This window comes from Paenibacillus xylanilyticus, from assembly GCF_013359935.1.
Classification (GTDB): Bacteria; Bacillota; Bacilli; order Paenibacillales; family Paenibacillaceae; genus Paenibacillus; species Paenibacillus xylanilyticus.
This window is the reverse complement of sequence record NZ_JABMCB010000202.1, coordinates 1-20,916: the sequence shown is the minus strand read 5'-3', so window position 1 is coordinate 20,916 and position 20,916 is coordinate 1. Positions and strand designations below refer to the sequence as shown.

At 46.1% G+C, this 20,916-nt stretch carries 18 protein-coding genes and 1 riboswitch; of the genes, 4 read left to right on the top strand and 14 right to left on the bottom strand.

Annotated elements, in window-relative coordinates:
- Positions 1–72: 72 nt before the first annotated feature.
- From HP552_RS26955 to HP552_RS26920, 8 genes are all read right to left on the bottom strand, one after another.
- Positions 73–1,650 (bottom strand): sigma-70 family RNA polymerase sigma factor, encoded by a 1,578-nt coding sequence (locus tag HP552_RS26955; protein ID WP_175398466.1) that lies wholly within the window; start codon positions 1,648–1,650, stop codon positions 73–75.
- A gap of 184 nt (positions 1,651–1,834) precedes the next feature.
- Positions 1,835–2,329, bottom strand: coding sequence for a spore coat protein GerQ (gerQ, locus tag HP552_RS26950; RefSeq protein ID WP_175398465.1), 495 nt, complete (start codon positions 2,327–2,329; stop codon positions 1,835–1,837).
- An 18-nt stretch (positions 2,330–2,347) separates the two neighbouring features.
- Positions 2,348–2,770: a cell wall hydrolase gene (locus tag HP552_RS26945; RefSeq protein WP_175398464.1), complete on the bottom strand. Its 423-nt coding sequence runs from the start codon at positions 2,768–2,770 to the stop codon at positions 2,348–2,350.
- Between the two features lie 158 nt (positions 2,771–2,928).
- A complete protein-coding gene (locus HP552_RS26940) occupies positions 2,929–4,677 on the bottom strand; it encodes a hypothetical protein (RefSeq protein ID WP_175398463.1) in 1,749 nt (582 codons plus the stop codon).
- Between the two features lie 144 nt (positions 4,678–4,821).
- Positions 4,822–5,571 (bottom strand): SDR family NAD(P)-dependent oxidoreductase, encoded by a 750-nt coding sequence (locus tag HP552_RS26935; protein WP_175399123.1) that lies wholly within the window; start codon positions 5,569–5,571, stop codon positions 4,822–4,824.
- A 179-nt stretch (positions 5,572–5,750) separates the two neighbouring features.
- Positions 5,751–6,143 carry a DUF2500 domain-containing protein gene (locus tag HP552_RS26930; RefSeq protein ID WP_175398462.1) on the bottom strand — a complete coding sequence of 131 codons (393 nt, stop codon included), beginning with the start codon at positions 6,141–6,143 and terminating at the stop codon, positions 5,751–5,753.
- A 223-nt stretch (positions 6,144–6,366) separates the two neighbouring features.
- Positions 6,367–6,576 carry a hypothetical protein gene (locus tag HP552_RS26925; RefSeq protein ID WP_175398461.1) on the bottom strand — a complete coding sequence of 70 codons (210 nt, stop codon included), beginning with the start codon at positions 6,574–6,576 and terminating at the stop codon, positions 6,367–6,369.
- A 135-nt stretch (positions 6,577–6,711) separates the two neighbouring features.
- Positions 6,712–7,989, bottom strand: a complete 1,278-nt coding sequence (locus HP552_RS26920; RefSeq protein WP_175398460.1) for a VPS10 domain-containing protein — start codon at positions 7,987–7,989, stop codon at positions 6,712–6,714.
- A gap of 314 nt (positions 7,990–8,303) precedes the next feature.
- On the opposite strand from HP552_RS26920, the gene HP552_RS26915 reads away from it, so the two are divergent.
- A complete protein-coding gene (locus HP552_RS26915; RefSeq protein WP_175398459.1) occupies positions 8,304–9,233 on the top strand; it encodes an L-lactate dehydrogenase in 930 nt (309 codons plus the stop codon).
- 259 nt (positions 9,234–9,492) lie between these two features.
- On the opposite strand, the gene HP552_RS26910 is transcribed toward HP552_RS26915, so the two are convergent.
- The 3 genes from HP552_RS26910 to HP552_RS26900 form a co-directional block, all read right to left on the bottom strand.
- Positions 9,493–10,425 carry a tyrosine-type recombinase/integrase gene (locus HP552_RS26910; protein ID WP_175398458.1) on the bottom strand — a complete coding sequence of 311 codons (933 nt, stop codon included), beginning with the start codon at positions 10,423–10,425 and terminating at the stop codon, positions 9,493–9,495.
- Positions 10,426–10,517: 92 nt separating this feature from the next.
- Positions 10,518–11,591, bottom strand: a complete 1,074-nt coding sequence (locus HP552_RS26905; RefSeq protein ID WP_175398457.1) for a hypothetical protein — start codon at positions 11,589–11,591, stop codon at positions 10,518–10,520.
- A gap of 672 nt (positions 11,592–12,263) precedes the next feature.
- Positions 12,264–12,821 (bottom strand): CGNR zinc finger domain-containing protein, encoded by a 558-nt coding sequence (locus HP552_RS26900; protein WP_175398456.1) that lies wholly within the window; start codon positions 12,819–12,821, stop codon positions 12,264–12,266.
- Positions 12,822–12,952: 131 nt separating this feature from the next.
- On the opposite strand from HP552_RS26900, the gene HP552_RS26895 reads away from it, so the two are divergent.
- The 3 genes from HP552_RS26895 (at position 12,953) to HP552_RS26885 (ending at position 16,446) form a co-directional block, all read left to right on the top strand.
- Positions 12,953–13,450 (top strand): DinB family protein, encoded by a 498-nt coding sequence (locus HP552_RS26895; RefSeq protein ID WP_175398455.1) that lies wholly within the window; start codon positions 12,953–12,955, stop codon positions 13,448–13,450.
- An 81-nt stretch (positions 13,451–13,531) separates the two neighbouring features.
- A riboswitch (FMN riboswitch) is annotated at positions 13,532–13,680 on the top strand.
- A 145-nt stretch (positions 13,681–13,825) separates the two neighbouring features.
- Entirely contained in the window at positions 13,826–14,806 is a 981-nt protein-coding gene (locus HP552_RS26890; RefSeq protein ID WP_175398454.1) for a DMT family transporter, read from the top strand.
- Between the two features lie 143 nt (positions 14,807–14,949).
- Complete coding sequence (locus HP552_RS26885; protein ID WP_175398453.1) at positions 14,950–16,446, top strand: amidase; 1,497 nt, start codon at positions 14,950–14,952, stop codon at positions 16,444–16,446.
- 472 nt (positions 16,447–16,918) lie between these two features.
- On the opposite strand, the gene HP552_RS26880 is transcribed toward HP552_RS26885, so the two are convergent.
- The 3 genes from HP552_RS26880 to HP552_RS26870 are packed head-to-tail and all read right to left on the bottom strand — an operon-like array spanning position 16,919 to position 20,633.
- Positions 16,919–18,046, bottom strand: coding sequence for a Ger(x)C family spore germination protein (locus tag HP552_RS26880; RefSeq protein WP_175398452.1), 1,128 nt, complete (start codon positions 18,044–18,046; stop codon positions 16,919–16,921).
- Complete coding sequence (locus HP552_RS26875; protein WP_175398451.1) at positions 18,043–19,137, bottom strand: GerAB/ArcD/ProY family transporter; 1,095 nt, start codon at positions 19,135–19,137, stop codon at positions 18,043–18,045. Before HP552_RS26875 ends, HP552_RS26880 begins: the two co-directional genes overlap by 4 nt.
- 2 nt (positions 19,138–19,139) lie before the next feature.
- Positions 19,140–20,633 carry a spore germination protein gene (locus tag HP552_RS26870; RefSeq protein WP_175398450.1) on the bottom strand — a complete coding sequence of 498 codons (1,494 nt, stop codon included), beginning with the start codon at positions 20,631–20,633 and terminating at the stop codon, positions 19,140–19,142.
- Between the last annotated feature and the right edge of the window lie 283 nt (positions 20,634–20,916).

Here is a 20,916-nt window from a genome sequence, read left to right as displayed (position 1 = left end):
ATAAAAGAGTATTCCCACTCGTGTTCAGACTCCGGGAATACTCTTTATTGTACGTATCTGCTGCGGAAGAAACTATGATTCCATTTTCACAGGAAAACCGGTAGACGTGTCCCAACGCCAAAGAGGTTTTTTTCCTGTTTCGTTCCACAGTCCTCCAATCCAGGATTCCTCTCTTGTTAATTCTGCCCAATCCACTTCTCCAGCCAATACCTGGTTGCCGAGTTCTGTTAGAGATAACACGCTGTAACGGAATTTTTCATCATGCTGTGTAAAATCAGGAAAAGTATCCACTCCACTGATGTGTAGTAAGGCATGTGGTTCCTTGGTCATTCTTCTCAGATGTGCCCAATATTCCAAATCCCCCATGCCCAAGACATGCAGCCGATCACCCACGTGTTTAAATAATGGATAAGGATTCTCCACACCCTGCCTCACAGCTTCCAACGTCGTTTGTTCAATGACACCCAGACCATTCGATAGCGATGGCATACGGGACAAATGAGCCTCGAAAGCAGCATGGGCAAACGGGTGAATTGAAGTATCCTGTTTCAAGTAATCCATATGATCTCGAATATCGGGAGAGGTGTACGCTTCCCAGAACTTGCTGCCTGCCTGAATTTCCCCCGTCCCCAACATATGCCAGGTGCCTGACAAACGCCCAATCTGTCCAGGTGTAAGCTGACCGAGTCCCCGAAAGTGCTCTATCTCCGGATAAGCATCAATACACAACAGATTCAGTTTGGTATCCCCCAGTGACTGACCTTTAAAATAGTGGAGCAGGTAAGATAACATCGCCTGATCATAGAGATCATATTCAAACCATAGTACAATTTCCTTATATTCATGGAATGCATGAAGCTTGCGTTCCAGCTCCACAATTTGCAGGTATTCCGTCTGCGGTATCCCCAATTGATGTTCGAGATAGGCTGCACGCTTGCTTCTCTCCATCTCGTTCCCCATATCTCTGGCTACAGGGCCAAACGTGTATAGTTCGCGCCAGACCAGTACCTCTCCTTCAATTCCACTTTGTCGCAAACGATCAGCTGCATGGTCTCCATTCGTAATATGTAGCATGCCTTTTCCCCCTTCATGCAGTTCTCTGAATACGGAGATAACGTCCGCAACAGGTATTGTCTGCCTAAGCTTCGCCCGGGCATCATACAGCCTTTTCTTCAGTGCCGGGATAGACACGCTGAGGAAATCGGATATTTCCTTAAGTGAATAGCCCTGAAAATAAAACATGTCCACCACATGCCTCATGGATGACGGCAAACCGGTAATGGAATCGCGCAGAATGCGGTGCACTTCCTTTTGTAAGACCAGTTGTTCCGGGTTATGTGCCTCATCGCTTGCCTCAGCCGTGTCCTGTATTTCCTGTACTGGGTAAGTGGCGTGCTGTCTGCGCCTTAACCAGCGGTAGCACTGCCTTTCAACGATCACTTTGAACCATCCGGGGAAAGCTTCAGGTTTCTCCAGCTTCGACAAATTGGCAAAAGCTTCGGTGAACGCCTCCTGTACCACATCTTCAGCCCAGAAAGCATCCTCCAGTTTGTGATAGGCCACAGCGAGCGCCATCCCGCGGAACTGTTTCATTAATTGCTCATACGCCTCAGCTTCACCCCGGATGGCTCCCTCGATCCACGTTTTCATGATGTAAACTCCTTTCTGTGAGCGTTGTGCTTGGCCCGTATATGTATAAGTGCCATGATTGCAGGTAATGGTTACTTTGATCTTAATTATATCTAAAAAAACTGTCCCGCCTGTGGATGAAATTCCACAAGTGGGACAGCCTGATTGTTTTTTATGTGTATGCACGACCCCGTTTAATACCGGATTAGCGTCTGCTTGGAGCTTGAGGATAGTTTCCAATTACACCTGGATATTGGTACAACAAAGGCTCATCAAACGTAGCATAATCAAAGTTAACCATTAACAGCATAATCCGTCTTCCCGTCTTTGGATCACTGATGATGATATGATCACGTCCTGCCGCTTCGATAATTCCTTGGAAAATGCGTGCATTCCACTCTTTGTTGCCTTCATATGTCATGTAGAACGTACCGAATTTGCCGAGATTCAGACGCAAAATGTTTTCAATGTAGGATTGTTCAAACTGCGGTGCAGTTGTTGTGACGACCCCACCCGCTGGCGTCATTGGACTGCCACTGGATACGAGTGGAGGTACACTTGTGGAGCTTGGCGATACCATACCTGGTGTCGGCGACATCGTAGGCATGCCGTTACCGATTTTGTAAGATGTTCCTTGGACTTGCGAGTTGGCCTGTTGGCCCAGTGCCTGCGTTGTTGGTTGATATGGTTGGTTAATCATTGTAATTCCTCCCCAATTTTAATAAACTTCCGGACAGTCTTCACCTGTCGGACTGAAGAAACAATGCGCCTTGAAACGGCCTGTATTTTGCTGGTTATACCACGTTGGTGGACAGTCGCCCACAGGTCGGAAGAACCAAAGGGAATTGCTGGCCGGCCAAATCCGTTCTCCATTGATCACTCGTTGGGCCAGACGAATCTCGGATTGCCTTGCCCGCTGATAAAAATAGCCTTTTTGGGTCGACTCAAAGCCCCCTGGGTTCTGGAATACCATACGGTTAATATCACGAATGTCCCCAAAATCCAGGCAATCCACCAGTACCCGGTTCACACCCACATTCCCTACTAGCAGCATGCCCTGTTCGCCGTCACCCTCAGCCTCTGCCCTCATCAGTCGAGCCAGCAGCCTGACGTCTTCTGAGTTGGCTTTAATAACAGCCATAATCTGTTTCCTCCCTTGCTTCAGCTCTTCATCACCGTACATCGTATTGTGCAGGAGCCTATTCGGTGACACGAATTTATCTTTTTTCCACAAAAAAATCCCGGAACCTCACTACCTGTGAAGTCCCGGGACAAAATATTTCCTATATAAACCGCCTATTAAGGCTTGGCATTAATCCAATAATCATACGCATGGACCATGTTACCTTGATAGGCTTCATATTCCGTTAGCAGATCAGGCAGCTTCGCAAGCTCACGTTCCATCTCGGCCGCACCGGTATCGTAAAATGAAATATGGGTGCCTTCGTAATTTTCTTTCATCTCCACCGAAATCAGCAGCGGCTTGCCCAGACGATCGGCTATCTCCATTTCCTGGCTGACCACCGCCGCAATCCCATTGGACCCTTCAGCCTTGTTGCGGAAAGCCATGAGAGAGACATGATCCAATGTACGAATCATAAACTCACTAACAGACATGTCCTCTCCTGGCAAAGGAAAGGTATCCAACCATACAGCCAGATCGGCACTGGTTTCCAGACTGCTATCCTTTTTCGTTTCTTCCTGGAAAAAGGCGATATTGGCGGACCACTCTGCCAGGAGAGCATCCCGATCAGAATTCCACTCCGGCAGGGTGTATGGCTCAATATCCAGGTGAATACCCTGAAACCGCTCATCCGGTTCGACTTCAGCATTATAATTTTTCACATAATTAATCAGGCGTTCAATACGCGGCCGGTTCTCTGTTCTTCCCCAGATGGGATGACCGCCCATGGCGTGAATCTCAATGCCTTGTGCCCGGGCCCGTTTAACAAAACTCCGATAACTTGAATAAGGCTGATCCAGATCAAGCCGGACATATAAGAAATTGATATGCTGCTCTGCTGCAAATTCAAGGATATGCTGGCCGCCATCATCCATTACCTGAGAAGCCTCCCAGATGTAGGTTCCGCGAATCTCCGGCTGAAGCGCCGGCTTTTCCGGTGCCGACTGTTCTTCCGGTTCAAGCTGTCCCCAGTACACAATATCATGCACGGCAGAGCCGGCATATGAAGTATGATCACGTAACGTTTCTGCTACTTCTGCCATCACACTTTCCAATTGGGCTGCGCCCTTTCCGGCGAATGAAGTAAACTCTTCCCCAGGCATCGGCTTCGTATTCACGCCAACCGTCACAGAGGCACCACTGGCATCAGCCCAATTCATTTCCTGCTCTATCAGTTGTATAATTCCGTTGTTTCCTTGTGCATTATCGCGGTAAGCTAATAAAGTAACATGGTTAAACTTTTCCATAAACCAACGTGATAACGGCACGTTATCTGCATCATCTGTCGTTCTGGTACCAGCGACCGTGTAAGAATCCAGCCAAAATGGCAAATCGACATTCACGGCGATTGCCTCATACTGCTTCATGTGATCAAGCAATAGCTCCATATTGGCGACCCAGGATTGAACCAGTGGCTCAGCCTCCTCTTTCCATGTAGGCAGAACATAAGGTTTGATATCCAGATGAATTGCATCGAATCGCTCATCTACACTGGCTCCCTGATTATATTCACTAACCCACGAGGCCAACCTTAACATGGGTGCTTCACGACCAGTCACTGCCCACGACGGATCGCCTCCGAGCGCTTCAACATCGATTCCAGCAGCACTGGCTTTGGCGATAAACGTACGGTAAACTTCATTGGACAAATTCATATCCACATTTACATAGAGTCTGTTAATCTTATGTTTAGCTGCGTTAGCCAGCAGCTCGTCTCCTCCATCGTCTTGGACAGACTTGGCCTGCCATACCCAGGCTGCCCGTATGTCGGTGCCAGCCTCTACTGGCGAAGCAAACCCTGTCATTATAATCCCTCCAATCAGCAGTAATAGTCCGATGATCTTCCGGGATGGATTCCCGAACATATACTCCCTCCATTCCTGTACTGTTGTAAAATCACATTCATTATAGCAATCGACTTCTGAAATTCAAATAAGCCCAAGTGCTTAACTTGGGCTTATGGCTGCTATAAGGTTCAATTTGTACAATAGACCGAGTGAATCCCGGTTCTAGTCCTCATATATCATTTTTCGGGTCATGCCCCCATCAATCATCAGATTGGTACCTGTGACAAAGGTATTGCCTGGATCCGACAAATATAAACATGCGCGGGAGATATCCGAAGGGACGCCTACTCGGCCAGCCGGATGCTGTTCATGGTCTTCGGGTTTCAATTCGTCTACGCTACCTGTCTCGATCCATCCCGGACTGATACAATTGACCCGAATGCCGTCCTTGCCAAGTGAGACTGCCATCGCATGTGTCAGAGCAACAATGGCCCCTTTTGATGCTGCATAAGCCTCCGTTTCAGGTTCAGACATAAACGCCCGCGTCGATGCCATGTTTATGATAGAGCCTCCATGTTCATTTTGTTTCATATGTTTGGCCGCTTCACGGCTCGCCAGAAAGCAGCTCCTTACATTCGTATTGAGCACATCGTCCCATTCCTCCAAGGTCAGCTCATAGGGAGACTTCCATCTCGCCACTCCGGCATTGTTCACCAGTATATTGATTTGTTTGTATTCTTCCATGGTTGTTTGGATCAGATTCGCAATATCCTTCTCCTTGCGAACATCGCACTGAACAAAGATCGCTTCTCCGCCTTCATTGCGTATGGAAGCTGCAGCTGCTGCTCCTTCCGCTTCCTGGAAGTCGGCCAGTACAACTTTGGCTCCTGCAACCGCGTACGCTTCAGCCACGCTGCGTCCAATACCCTGGGCTGCTCCTGTAACTACAACGACTTGATCTGTAAATGACATCATTAACTCCTCCTCTATTGAGAGGTTTCTGTCATCGCATATGAATATGTCGAATCAAGAAACCTTATTTTAAAAGTCTTTCTCCTTATATAGAAACACGATACCACCTTTAAGAAACGCTTGTCCAAGAAAAAGAGGATTAAAAAAAGCTTACGCCACTATGGCGCAAGCCAGCCGGATTATCCGCGTACACGTTCTGAATACAGGCGGTTGTAGCGCTCAAAGCCAATATACCGCGTTCCTTTGAAGGAAAGACGACCTTCATCTCCCTCGGAGCATAATCCGTACTCTTCACCGTTCACCTTGAATTCGAGCCGATCTCCACTCTCTACTTCAAAGGTAATGTAATACAGCGTACGGGCTGAACTGCCTTGTTCAGCTTGCGACTGACTGATCTGCATTCTTCTGCCCGTTATTTTGGAAGGTACGGTCAGCAGAGGTTCTGCGTTGTTGCGTCCCCATCTCCATACTTCTTTCCCCACGGACAAAAGCACAATCCCTATAATCAGAACAAACACGACCGGAAAGACGGTTCCGAAAAAATCAAACATCCAGGATGATTCAATGCCCATGTCTCTCCCCTCCGTTCTTACACCTAGGACAGCCAGAGTCTTGACCCGTCTCCTGTAAATATATATGCGCGGGTAATAAGGAACTTGTTATCCGATTCAAATTGTAAGCTCGCACATACCTGCTCTATAATTTGCATTCTGGAGTTCAAAAGTGGTTTAACAAAAAAAAAGCCCCCAATCGGGGGCAAACCACAATATACTTCATATTTTACTGCTTAGACAGTTACGCGTACATTAAATTCATAAATCCGCGGGTTGCTTCTGCACCTTCCGTTTGCTCGGGTTCTTCAGTCTTTGCGTATTGCGCCATGCAGGCCTTCACTTCTTCCTCTGTCGTGCAGCGGTTGGCATCATCGCATGTGTAGCATAATTGAAGCATATATCTTGTTAATTCGTCCGCCTGCGTGAATTGAGTTTGTTCATTGGTTCTCATCTTCATCACTCCCATCTCTTCTTGAATTCAATATAACATCATTTGAGGGTTACTTTTGTGATTTATTTCACAAAGTATAAAAAAAGAAAAGAAACCCTTCGGTTTCCTTCTTCAAACGTATATTACCCCTTGAAATTACAGCACTTTCCAGTGTATGCCGCCATCCACGGTTTGCAGCAGCAGAGACCTCTTGGTATCCGTATTCTCGACCAGAATCCAGCCCAGTTTCGAGGACACCATCTGCAGTTTCACGATCTCCGGATAGTCTTCCAGAATCCCGACCAATACTTTACTGCCCGGAAGTGCCTTCCAGCTTTTCCCTGCATCCTTCGTCTGATACGTTGTCCCTGACTGGACTGCCCATCCTTCTGATGCATTCAGGAAAGCTGGAGTCAGGTTGCGATTGACTCCCTTTTGTTTATTCAGACCGAATGTAGATAGAGTCCAACTCTTCCCGCCATCAGCCGTGAAAAATCCGTGCTGCTTGGTATAATCCCCACTGGAACAGGATAGGGGCATCCAGGCTCCCTTCGCTTCTCGACCAAAAAACTGAGGGGACCCAATGTTGAAATTTCCACATCCGTTGAAATCGTTTCGGTCAAAAAATGTCGGCCCTGTCTTCCAGTTCTCACCGCCATCTGTCGTAACATAAAGCTTCGGAGTTCCGAATTCCAAGGCTGTCAGGAAACCGTGTTTCGGGTCAGAGAAAGTCAGGCCGGTGGTGTATCCGCGTGTCGGAATCTCCGCTGTAGTTGGCCCATCGTCCTCATCACTGGATGACATCTCCTTCCAGGTGATACCGCCATCTTCGGTAACAAACAGCTTTTTGTCCTGCTTGCCAATGGAAGTATCCACTGTAGTCAGAATCCAGCCTTTTTCCGGGGATACGAATGAAATGGCCGTGACTTTGTCCGTCTTGGACAAGGAAGACAAGCTCCAACTTGCTCCGCCATTATTCGTGCGAAGCACCATTGTATCGGTTCCGCCCATTCCTTCACGTACAATCCACCCATGGGTGCGATCCACAAAATAAATGCTCTGTCCATACTGCGGATTCGCCGGAAACTGCACATTCTCTGAAGGTGAAATGTTCGACCAGGTCACCCCCTGATCCTGGGTGTAATACAAACGCAACTCGTTCCTTGTCACCCCCCATGCCAACCCTCCGTTGTCATTAAGCAGCTGGAAGTCGGTCAAACGCGTTTGGATCTGATATTTTGTCATATCTGTTGTTTGCGTAGTGTTTTCAGGGGGCACAACCGTTAATGTCTGACCTGTATTTCCGATCTCTTCCTGCTCTTGGGGCGGTTCAGCCACCGGTGTCTGACCTGAGTCGGTGCAGGCAGCCAGTACGGCAGCTAATCCTATAGACAGCAATGCTGTCTGCGCGATTTTGGTCCATTGCAAACGCAAGTGGGGTTCACCTCTCTCATCCAATAGCAGGCGCGCATGCCTGTCCAATCGGTGTTCATTTTACGATTCATTCGAATCCACTTCTCCCATTCTACCACAAACCGTGTCGAAAAGGCTCATCTTGGCTTATAGGGCGTCCGAAGGTAACCGCAACCTCATACTCGTTCCTTGGTTGCATAAACATGACGTACTTTCGACGCAATCTTCCTCAAACAGACAACAAAAGCGAAAAAGTTTATAGACATCGCTTTCTTTTAGAACATTTATACCTTAATATGGATGGAAGTCTACCCCAAAAAGGAGAGGATATGAACATGGTAAACAGTGCAATGCTCAAACCAAGCCGTGTCGTTATTATTGGCATGGGTGCGGTGGGAACAACAACGGGATACACGCTAATGTTAAGACAGCGCTCATCCGAGTTGGTATTTGTGGATGTGAATCATGATAAGGCTACAGGCGAAATGCTGGATATGAACCACGGGCTTCCGTTCACCGGAGGCGTGAAAGTATGGGCTGGTGACTATTCGGACTGTAAGGATGCAGACATCATTATCATTACGGCTGGGGCTTCCCAGAAGCCTGGCGAAACCCGTATTGATCTGCTGAAGAAAAATGCAAGCATTTTCAAAGAAATCATTAAACGTATTACCGAGGTGAATTCTCACGGTATTTTGCTAATTGCCACCAATCCTGTAGACATATTGTCCTACACTTCCTGGAAACAGAGCGGCTGGCCTGCTTCAAGGGTGATTGGCTCCGGCACACTGTTGGACAGCGCCCGTTTCCGCTACCTGATTGGCAAGAATAAAGGGATCGATCCACGCAGCATCCATGCCCACATTATCGGGGAACACGGGGATTCCGAAGTACCTGTATGGAGTCTTGCCAATGTTGCAGGAACGGATCTCGAACTGGATGAGGAAACGCAGCAGGATATTTTCGATCGTACCAAAAATGCCGCTTATGAGATTATTAATGCCAAAGGAGCCACTTCCTATGCAATTGCACTCGCACTGGATCGCATTGTGGCAGCTATTCTGGGCAATGAGGGTTCGGTGCTGAATGTATCCACATTGCTTAACGATTACAATGGCGTGTCCGATGTCTATCTCGGAGTTCCATGTGTGGTAGATCGCAACGGAGTGCGTGAAATTTTGCCACTTCCATTGAATGAGACAGAGAAAATTGCATTTCAGGCTTCAGCGAACAAATTGAAGGAACAGATTGACGGATTGGAATAATGTCATTATTTTAATATAACCAAAGGACCATCTGAATCTGCCGTTGTTGGAGATTTAAATGGTCCTTTGGTATGTATTCATCCATTGGTAATATTATCCTGATAACGAGAAACATCATTTTGATTGCATTTGGTTTACATAATATTTATTCTGTTCAGTTCAAAGTGTTTGATTTCTATCCTCCTATTCCGGACTTTGAAGTGATAAAAGTAAAACGGTAAAAAGACCTATCCTCTAGGACAGGTCTTCGTCATTCAGATTATCTTTCACCCACAAATTCAGGGAGTTTGACGTCCAGTAATGCCATCGCTTCTTCCTTCTCGCGACTGGTGACGTGGGTATAAACGGTCGTAGTTTGAATCGATGCGTGACCGAGCAGCTCCTGAACGGTACGCAAGTCGGCGCCGCGCCTAAGCATCATGGTGGCGAACGAGTGGCGCAGTTTGTGGCTGGAATAGTGCAGACGCTGATGGGTCGGAGACTCTTGCTGGAAGCGTTCAAACGTTTCTGTTGATATGAGCTGAATACTGCGAATCGATAATCGCTTCCCTTTTTGAGACACAAAAAGTGCCTCTTCCTTCGCCCGCCAAGGAGACAATCGCTCTTCCACAGCCAGGGATAACAGATCTGCAACCATTTCCGGAACAGGCAGTGTGCGCCACTTACGGCCCTTACCGAACACGTCCAGCGTGCGGCGTTCCGCATTATAATCTTTGCAGTTAAGCGCGTGCACCTCACCAACCCGTAATCCCATATAACCCATCAATAGAAAGATAGCGAGATTACGTGTACGATACTTTCCTTGCACGGATTGGAGAAATCGTTCCAGACCGCTTTCGTCCAGAAAGACAGGTGCACGATTTTTCTCGGTTTTGGACTTTTTGATCCCCGAAGCCGGATTATTCGTCAACACTTCCAGTTCAATTAGCGACTTGAAGAAGCAGTTTATCGCTGCATGTTTGCGATTTCTCGTAGCGTCACTAACTCCACGTTCGCGTGCACGTGACAGAAAAGACAATACATGCAGCTTTTTCACCTGTTCCAGTGACTTTCCCTGAATAGATGCGAGAAACTCGGCAACGTCGCCTGTATATGATTTTACCGTGTACCCCGTGTATCCGGCGTCCTTCATCCATATGTGAAAAGCTTCAAGTTCGTCCGCATACTGCTCCCGAATCTCGTCAGTCATCATCCGTATTCGTCACCACAATTCAATTATTATTGTATAAGTCGAAGAAAAGTTTCTCACATCAGAACACTACGAAAACAGAAGAACGTTCTATCTTAATCTACAATTACGACGTCGATCAATGGACTGATTTCTTCCGGTCGCCCTTCACTGCGTGTAAGCACAAATGACGGCAGCGGACTTTCGTGCAAACCGTTAACCGACTCACAGATCTGTACATGCAGGTCCATGTACAATGTCTCACCTTCCCCTGATACATCGATCACGGGCCAATCCTTCTCGGCACATGCCGGCCAGTTGGCCAGTTCATGAACAGGTACGACGCTCAACTGCTGTACAGCTGGGGCGACCCGGTAAACTCCTCTTAATTCAGGATCCTCACCAAGCTTGTCCACTGCAAGTGTGGAAGCCGCTTGCTTGTCGGGTGCGGAGTAGAGTGAATAACACCATGGAGACACACCCCACGCGATAGCCATAAGCCCTTCCGCTAGTAAATTGTCCGAAAGGTCACCTTCTCCGAAATGTTCAATCAAGTTATGGTCTCCAGTACCAATAAGTTGTTCCACTCGTTTCGACATACGTGGCAGGTCCGCTAAAATAAATCCACCACGGCCATAACCGTCAAAAACATGATGATCCCTGCTCCATTTGGATGAAACGGCAGATTGATGCTGAATTGCTTCTGATGGAAACAATGTTATGAATACCGTTACAACCTGTGCATATTTTACCATAGCCTCTTGTTCAGGCTCCAGGGGGCCTTCGGCAATCCGGGGTGTTTTTCGGTGCAGCGAAATCCGCAGTTCATATTCTCCTTCTGCAAAATCGGTCCATCCCCATTGTACAGGCTGCTCGATACCTTCTATGGAATTTAATGAAATCGTGCTTTCAGGTTTCAAAAAAACAGAATATTGAACCGAGCCAAGCTCCTGACCATATATGATCACAGCGTCATCCGGGTGGATCGGTGCATCAAGCTGCTGTGCAATGACGGATACCTTGCGTCCGTCTTTCAACCTGCGCCCCGGGTCGACTTCCAATTGAAAGGCATCTTTCTCCTCAGGATGTGAGATATTCACCTTTGCCTCTGCAAGTACGATAGAGTCTGCCAGTGCAAATCCGAAATTCGGATTCATGTGAAGCTGATTGGTATGTATTGGTGTGTTCATAGTACATCCCCTCTCCTATGTCTGATGGCATGTCACATCCCCCAATATATTTCATATTTTATCTGACCGCAACCCTAGCTGGCCGTGCAAGTACGAACTTGCGTCTTATGACCTACTGGATATAGCTCCAAAACCAATAGCCTTTTCTCGTATTCCTTTCCAGCTCTTTATAATAGAAAAAGACCCCGTACTGCTTCGCAATAACGAATCAGTACGGAAGAAAGAATATAACCTGTTTTTAAATAGTGCACCAGCATGAATCCAGCGCTCAGGTTTTCGATGACTGTAATGTCGACTATATGTGAAATAAATGGTCAAACCGATATTTGCCGTATTATTTTGTGCTATTAGGGCGAATAATATCGATCTGATGGAGGGGATAGAATATGAAAATCGTTTTAAAATAAAACTGCGTATAATTTATATTATGCGTAGTTTTTTAACGTCTTATTTTCGATAAAAATGATTTATTATTCGTTGTTAGTTGCAGTTATGAGAATGGAGGCTATTTTCGTCCGTTTTCACTGTCCTCAGCATGCGAATCGTGTCTTCATATGAGATGGGCAGGCACCAAAAACATGTCAAAGAGCCACATTGATCAATGCGGCTTATCTTTCTAAATGTTGTGGCTTTAAGATTTAAGCTTGCCCCTGTCTATCTTTTCTTCGTTCGTTACTTCTGTTGCTCCCCTTTTCGTTTGGCGCGAAATCTTCTAACCTTCATTAGATTGCCACACATCTTGTCATCACAGTATTTCTGCGTGCGGCTCCGGGTATCATCGTAGAAGACCCAGCGGCAGTCTGCATTTTCACAGATTCGAATCCTCGCTCCTTCACCTTGTGTGAGTGTTATGGCAAAATCAGCGGCGACCTCTGCCATCACCTGCTGCCAATGAGCTCCCACAGGAATCCACTCCACTCTCAACTGCTGTTCGTCAACGCTGAGCTTTCGATGTCCACGTCCTTTCTCCATAATAGCGTTCAACCACTCCCGTTCCTCATCCGTTAATGATGCTCCTTCAGAGAGACGGGTTGCCACAGCCTGTAATTCATTTCTGAACTTTCTCATGGATGTCTCATCTTCAATAGAAGCAGGTATCGATGCCTGCAAGCGCCACTGTTCTAGAAACCATTGCTGCCATTCGGGCTTGGCCAATCTATCTTCCGATCGATCTCCGCCACGCCAGTCGTGATAATCACTGTTTACAAAGTCTGTCCAAAGTCTGTCCATTAGTACCTCCGCGAAGATGTAACGATCTTAATCAATAATTGGTGGTTACATTCAACTTATTTTATGTTACATTAATTGTAACGACATTTAAGTACTTTAGCTAGTTACCACGAATTCAGGGAGGAATATGAATGAATACCATGGCAACAGATCTATTGCTGATTCAAAAAGATGACACATGGGATCAATGTAATTGGATTGTACCGTTGGCTAAGGCGCTGGAAGGACTCACAGCCGAGCAGGCTGCCTGGATTCCTCCTTCCGGTGGACTAAGCATCTGGCAGTTGGTTAACCATATGTATTATTACAATAACCGCTTGTTGTATCGGATTCAGGGAACTACACCTTCTCAGCCCGCAGCTGACGACAACGTCTCCACTTTTGGGGATTCAGGGGATCCCTTAAATACCGATGGCTGGAACCAAGTCATACAAGATACGCATAGCGTATCTGCCGAGCTTCGAGCACAGATAGCCTCTCTACAGCAATCCGATCTCGAAGCTCCTTATATGAATACAGAGGAAAAGCTGGGACATGAACTCGCCCGCTGGGTTTTACACGATGCATATCATGCGGGACAGATCGTACTGCTCCGCAGGCAGCAAGGAAGCTGGAATATCGTCTTCTAAAAAAACACTTGAACTGCTAGCGCTTACAGGAATAAGATGAACTTATTAATGTTACAACTTGTACACACACTATAAATTGAATAGGATCTTCGGGGTAGGGTGCAATTCCCAACCGGCGGTGATGTTCTTCGGAACCAGCCCGCGACTCGCTGTTGACTGCTATGGACGACGGCGACTGACTTGGTGTGACTCCAAGGCCGACGGTACAGTCCGGATGAGAGAAGATCAACACATGACATATCCCTTCAGGGGAAGGTTTCTTTCCTGATGATATGTCCATGGATGAGCCCCCGTTTATTTGGTGTATGCCAAAACGGGGGCTTTTGTCGATTTTGCCAACTGAAGATTCCGTGTTCTGACGAAGGAGTCCTGAATATGGAAAAAACCCAACATGCATCAACTGTTTATCGTAAGGAACGAAGCAACACCGGATTTTGGCTCGTTGTTCTCGGTGCAGCCCTTTGGGGTGTGGATCCGTTGTTCCGCATTATTTTATTACAAACGATGACCTCTACCCAAATTGTACTGGTGGAACATATCATTGTGAGTCTAATCGCTATTCCGGTCCTCTGGAAATTCCGCGCCGATCTGAAAAATCTTCGAGCCCGCCACTGGATTGCCGTCATCTTTATTTCATGGGGTGGCTCAGCACTGGCAACGGTTTTATTCACGCTGGCACTTACACACAATGATCCGAACACGGTACTGTTACTGCAAAAGATGCAGCCTATCTTCGCGATTGTTTTGGCCAAGATACTGCTGAAGGAAACATTACCGCGCCGTTTCGGCTGGTTATTCATTGTTGCTCTTATAGGAACTTATCTGCTTACGTTCGGATTCACGCTTCCGCTTGGAAACTGGAACAACTGGATTCACGCAGGCAGCCTGTTGTCCCTTGGGGCAGCGGCCTTATGGGGTGGCTCTACCGTAATGGGACGACTGATGCTGGGGCAAACCCGTTATGAAACGGTCACCTCCCTTCGCTTCGTCGTAGCTCTCCCGCTGTTGATCTTTATGACCTGGAACGAAGGTGCTGCATGGACATTACCTTCGGGCACAGGCGAACAAGCGGCTGTTGCGCTTAACATTTTGGGTCAGGCCCTATTGCCTGGATTACTGAGTTTGCTGTTGTATTATAAAGGTCTCTCATCCACCAAAGCCTCGGTGGCCACACTCGCGGAGCTTAGCTTCCCGATGGCGGGTGTGCTTGTAAACTGGATTGCTTTCCGGACGCTTATCACTTGGGAACAATTACTTGGATTCATTTTGATCTGGGTTGCCCTGTTCGCCATATCCAAACAGCAGGAACGATCCTCCACAGCTGCAGACGCAGCTCCAAAGCTTCGGACAGACTAATTAAAATGATATAGATAAATGAAAAGGCACTGACGCATCTCCATAGATGTGCAGTGCCTTTTGTCTTTTAACAATTCCAGTGGTACGATGACATATGGAGTGAATGTTGTAGTCATTAATATATTTGGAGAGGAACGATCATCATGTCTTCATTTTCATATACTTCCTACGATGCCATTGGTTTGGCTGAACTGATTCGAGCACGGGAAGTTTCCCCGGTTGAATTGTTGGAAGCGGCTTACGCACGTTTGGAAGAAGTTAATCCGCAGCTTAATGCGGTCATTCGTACATATGAAACACGCGCTCGTACGGAAGCGGGCTACGTCCGCCCGGGCGAACAGCCTTTTGCTGGCGTGCCATTGCTCCTTAAGGACATTTCCCAATCGCTGGAGGGTGAGATTCTGACTTCAGGTTCTCGTCTGCTGAAGGATCATCGGGCATTACGCAATTCAAATTTTGTAACCCGTCTCCGTGATGCCGGCTTTGTAATTATTGGACATACGAATACACCGGAATTTGGCCTGAAAAATATTACCGAGCCACGTCTTCACGGGCCGAGTCGCAATCCATGGAACACAAACCACTCTCCTGGAGGTTCAAGCGGCGGTGCCGCAGCAGCTGTTGCTTCGGGAATTGTCCCGCTGGCCGGAGCCAGTGATGGTGGTGGGTCGATCCGGATTCCTGCCTCCTTCAGCGGGCTATTCGGACTCAAACCCACTCGTGGACGGACACCTGTAGGACCAGGAGTTGGTCGCCAATGGCAAGGTGCATCCATCGATTTTGCGCTATCCCGTACCGTGCGAGACAGTGCAGCACTGCTGGATACGCTCCAGGTGATTCAGCCTGAGGCTGCGTTTCATGCTCCTCTCTTTCCGGGCAGTTATTTGGCCGATATGAACTATCCTCATCAACGCAAACTGAAGATTGCATATACCACGGATTCACCAGTAGGCACCCCGGTAAGTGATGATGCCAAGGAAGTCGTATTCAAACTCGTCCGCTGGTTGGAAGAACAAGGTCATCACGTTGAGGAAAAACTGAGTCCGGTCAACGGCGTTCGATTGATGGAGAACTACTATATGATGAATAGCGGTGAAATGGCGGCAATGATCTCTTCCATGGAACATGCTATGGGCAGACCCTTGACCTCGGGCGATATGGAGATTGAATCCTGGGTACTGGCTGAAGCGGGCAAAAAGGTATCGGCCGCAGAATTCGTTCATAGTCTTGCTGAATGGGACGTGGCTGCTGCGCAAATGTCAGCGCTATTTGAACGGTATGATTTTTATGTAACACCCGTTAATGCTTTTCCAGCACCTAAAGTTGGAGAATTAACACCTCATGAAGAGCAAATTCAACATCTGATGCAGATTAGCGAATTGGACAAGCTGCATCAGCAGCAATTGATCTATGAGATGTTTGAGCCAAGTCTCACCTATACCCCATTCACCCAACTCGCCAATCTGACAGGTCAGCCAGCGATGAGTGTTCCCTTACACCTCACGCCTGATGGCTTGCCAATGGGAGTGCAGATTATGGCAACCAAAGGGCGTGAAGACTGGCTGCTTCATCTGGCTGGTCAGTTGGAAACATCCGGACTCTGGATTGGCATGAACGGGAATCCGCTTTTCCCTGCTTAAAGTAAGGAACAGGATAGCGATCCAACTCCGTTACCGCTTGAGTAAATCACTAGGTATCGGAGTTTGGATATGGAACTATTTATAGGAAATCAAGAAAGCACGTTATGCATACTCGTTTTTTTATGATGTGATTGTTAAACACTATTTGGAGATAGTTAGCTTTAACTACCTGTTAGTTTACATAATATTAATTATGTTTAATTTAACTTGCACAATTGATGATAATAATTTTTAAATTTGAAAATCGCATCCCTCAAAAGGAAAATTTTTTTCAGATGAGTTTGACTGCGTTGTTGATTGCGTCTGGTTGATTCTCTGTAAGACGGATGAGTTGCTGCAATTGCTATGTCTAGCGAAAACTAACCGTAGTTACTATCGTCAAAGTCAAAGACCGTTAATTTAGTCTCAATAACAAAATTATAAGGATGAAAATCATAGAATGACTTTCATAACAGAGCAAGTCATTGTCGGATTACTCAACGGCTCCAGTGGCGCCGATTCGAAGATCCACATCCACATCAAACTGGGCTCGGGATAGTTCTTCACCCCAATCAGCCTGTGCTTCTTTGTATAAGGGGTAATGATAAGCCCTGGCATATAACCCAAACCCGACAGGATCAATATTATAATCCTGGCACTTTTTGATGAGCGTCTCCAAGTTCTTTTTCATTTCCTTGCCCAGTTTATTTGCCATTTCCTCGGAATTTTGCAACAGTTCAAATTCAAGGAACTTCTCAGTTATACTGATAATCGAATTTACTTTAATTTTGAATTGAAATCTGCCATTTTCATGAGACGATTTAATTTTTACGGATATGTCGCCTAATGAAAAACTCACTTTGTCGATGTTAAAGGGCATGGACTGTTGTAAATCGTCGATAGCAAAAGTGAGGCTGACTCCTGGCTCAGCTTCATTTTTCAAAATGTGAAGAAGGGACGTTTCCTGATAGGTCAGAGAAGTGCTGTACTGCCCTTTATGGGATAAAAGAGTTGTTCCTTTTAACATGATCTTGTTATTTTCGATCTTGATTTCCGAGATGGAAGGTGTCATCGCTCGGTCATACAATTGTCTATGTAGCTCCTGCGCGGTTGTTTTTACAGTGGCTGAACTATTACTTCCTGAATCGACTATCGCTCTTATGAATAAAGGTAACGACGGTTGATCTTTCGGTTGCAATTGAAAAATATCCTCAATAGGACCATCAAAAGCAACGATGCGATCGGTAATCGTATTGCGAGGATCGCGGAACGTGACATCAAGAACTTTAAACCAATCCTTATATTGAAGCAATTGTTTCCCTACAATAATGACTTGAAAATTACGTCCCGCAAGCGAACCCGGAAATTGGGCATCCTGCTGATTTCTCGACTGTCTTAAACCTTCTGCTATTCCTCCCCCTTCGCGGGTTTTCTTCTGAATATCTTTACTGAATACGGGGGCTGAAATGTAATAATGTAGCTTTTTATCTTTGACATCTAATCCAAGAGCAAGGGGAACCGTTGCATCTTCTAAATTGGTTTTGTCATTGGCGCAACCTGCGAGCGCAGCCAATACTATACAGGACACACTCAAGATAATGAATTTTCCGAACCATCTCATGTGTGTTTCCCCCTTCCCCTCTTTTTGCGGATCGCTACATACAGAAGAACACATGCAGGCAGAGCAAATTCCATGATAAATCCAATAAAATTAAGTGTGTAATTTATTGTGGCAGATTCAATAAAGCTAGGCCGATAGAGGAAAAAGCTAATTTCAATAACAATACACCACACGGCAAGGTGGTATCTTTCCTGCCCTATTCCCACCAGCGACGCTGAGCATCTCGATACAAGATACATGGAGGGAATCCATATGCATGAGAATACAAACAGATAAAATGCAATGAACACTACCTCCACCCGCTCAATAAACTGAAATTCAATGGACTTCATTATGCTAATTACTGGATCGTTATACACCCCGATCTCATCAGGGCTAAAATAAACGTAACAAATCAGGGTAATCCCCAAGTAAACGATACAAGTGAGCGTGTTGGAGATGATCATGGCAGGTAGTGCTTTTTCTTTGTTAACGAGATGAGGGTAGAGAAACAAAACCAGACCGATGCCGAGCATCGGATAGATCATAAATTTTATGGAGGAAAGAACAGGAAACCATCCTTCTTTAAAGAGGGGCAGTAAATAGAGCCAATGTGCACGACTCAGCGTCGACACATAAATGAACGGAATCCATAAGGAGAGCATCGTGACAATTTCGCTGTACCGTCCGATCGCCTGAAAGCCATGCTGCGCAATCTGAAATGTCGGGATGAGCAGCAGCAGGACTAGAACATAGATATACGTACTCGGCAATAACCATAATTTAATGACAAGTGAAGCAATCATATAACCGTCATATGCCAGAAGCAAATAATAGGCCATAAATATAAAAGAAGCTACTTTTGCTGCCCACACGCCGATATAACGCTGAATTAATTCGAGTATTGTACTGTTTGGATTATATTTCATTAACTTAACGATCGCAATGGAGGCTAATGCTGCCAGACCCCAGCCCAAAAAAATCACCATCCAGCCATCTGTCCCTGCATGCCTTGCAAGCTCTCTTGGTATAGACAAAAAAGCAACACTGATTTGGAAAGTAGAAATAATAAGAATGAATTGAAGCATAGTTACCGGCCGTAATGACTTCATCTCTATTTATTCTCCTTCCATCCTCTGCTTTTCCCTTGTCTTTTTGACTGGCGTGATTTCGTGCTTACGGGGCGATTGTTCATCATCCACAACGGTACCCGCAGTAAGGTGTCCTTCCAATCCATGGCCCTAAATGGAGCAATAGGCGTGCTATAGGATGTATCGAGTGAGTTTAATGTTATTAATCGGCCGATGAAACTCATCATGCCCACGACTAGTCCGACGAACCCGAACCAGGTAGCGAGAATCATCATCATGAATCGCATGATCCGTACAGCTGCCATCATGTCTTGATTGGGAATAATAAAAGAGGAGATCGCTGTAAAGGTCACCACGATAACCATTACATTACTGATTAATCCAGCCTGCACAACTGCCTGTCCAATGACAATACCGCCAACGATTCCTACCGTTTGTCCTACTGGAGCGGGAAGACGAACTCCCGCTTCCCTTAGCATTTCAAGTGTGATTTCCATAATGATTGCCTCAACAAATGGCGGAAACGGAACTTGTCCACGTGACTCACCAAGCGTTAATAGCAGCTTCAATGGTATAATCTCAAAATGAAACGAAATCACGGATATAAAAAAACCAGGTAAAAAAATAGCGATAAAAAAAGCAAAGATGCGCAATATTCTAAGAAACGACGAAATGGACCATCTCGAACTGTAATCATCAACCGTTTGAAAAAAAGACATGAATGTAGCCGGTGCAACCAAAACGCTTGGAGAACCATCGACTACAACGACACAACGCCCCTGCAGTATTTGAGAAGCGGCTGTATCCGGCCTCTCTGTCGTAATGATCTGGGGAAGCAAGGCAAGCGGTTGGTCCTCAATAAATTCTGCCAATTCTCCGGTGTTAATAATAGCATCCACATCAATGGATTGAATTCGTTCTTCAAGCACTTTAATAATGTCCGGCTTGGTCACATCTTCCAAATAAAGTAAAGAGACTGCCGTTTGTCCTCGTTTTCCAACAATATATCTCTTCACCTTTAACTCTTTGTCCGCAATATAACGGCGGATCATGGCTATATTCTGAGAACCGGTCTCTATAAAACCTTGATGTGCCCCTTTCAGTGAGGGCTCCTGCTGAGGATCCTCAATAGCGCGTTGCGGCAATCCTTTTGTATCCAATGCATAGGCAGTACTGCGACCCTCAATAAACAACACGCTGTATCCGAGTATAATGGAAAGTTTGAGTTCATCCCACTGGGAGTACGGTTTAACATAACCCACCGTAGTAATGAAATCTTCGGCTGGGTTCCCCACTTCAAGCTGAAGCGGGGATAGAACATCATGATTAAGCGACGTTTTGTCTGTCAATTCTTCCATATAGACGATGGCAGCTTGTTCTCCGGTTTGTTTGATGCATAACCTTCGAATGATCAGATCGGGAGTATCCGTAAAGATTTCTTCAATTCTGCGAATGGATTCGTTCAGGCTTTTGGTGATGTTTTCCTCTTTCGTATTCGTGGCAGATTGTTCATCCACTACGTATACCTCCCTTCTTCCAGCAGCATTTCCTTATTATGACGATTATTGCTATCGATATGCATTGCGCCAAGTTCCAGTTCAGAGTTTTCTTTGAATTGAGATATGAACGTGATACCTAAAACGAAAAAAAGCCGCTATATTGGTATTATCCCCTTTTAGTAGACAAGAGAAAAAAGACATCTGTTAAGATGGACTTAATCTTGCCAAACGAAGGGGATTTTTTTATGGCTAAAAAAGGACAAACTTTCCGGCGGTACTCCTTGGAATTGAAATTGGAGGC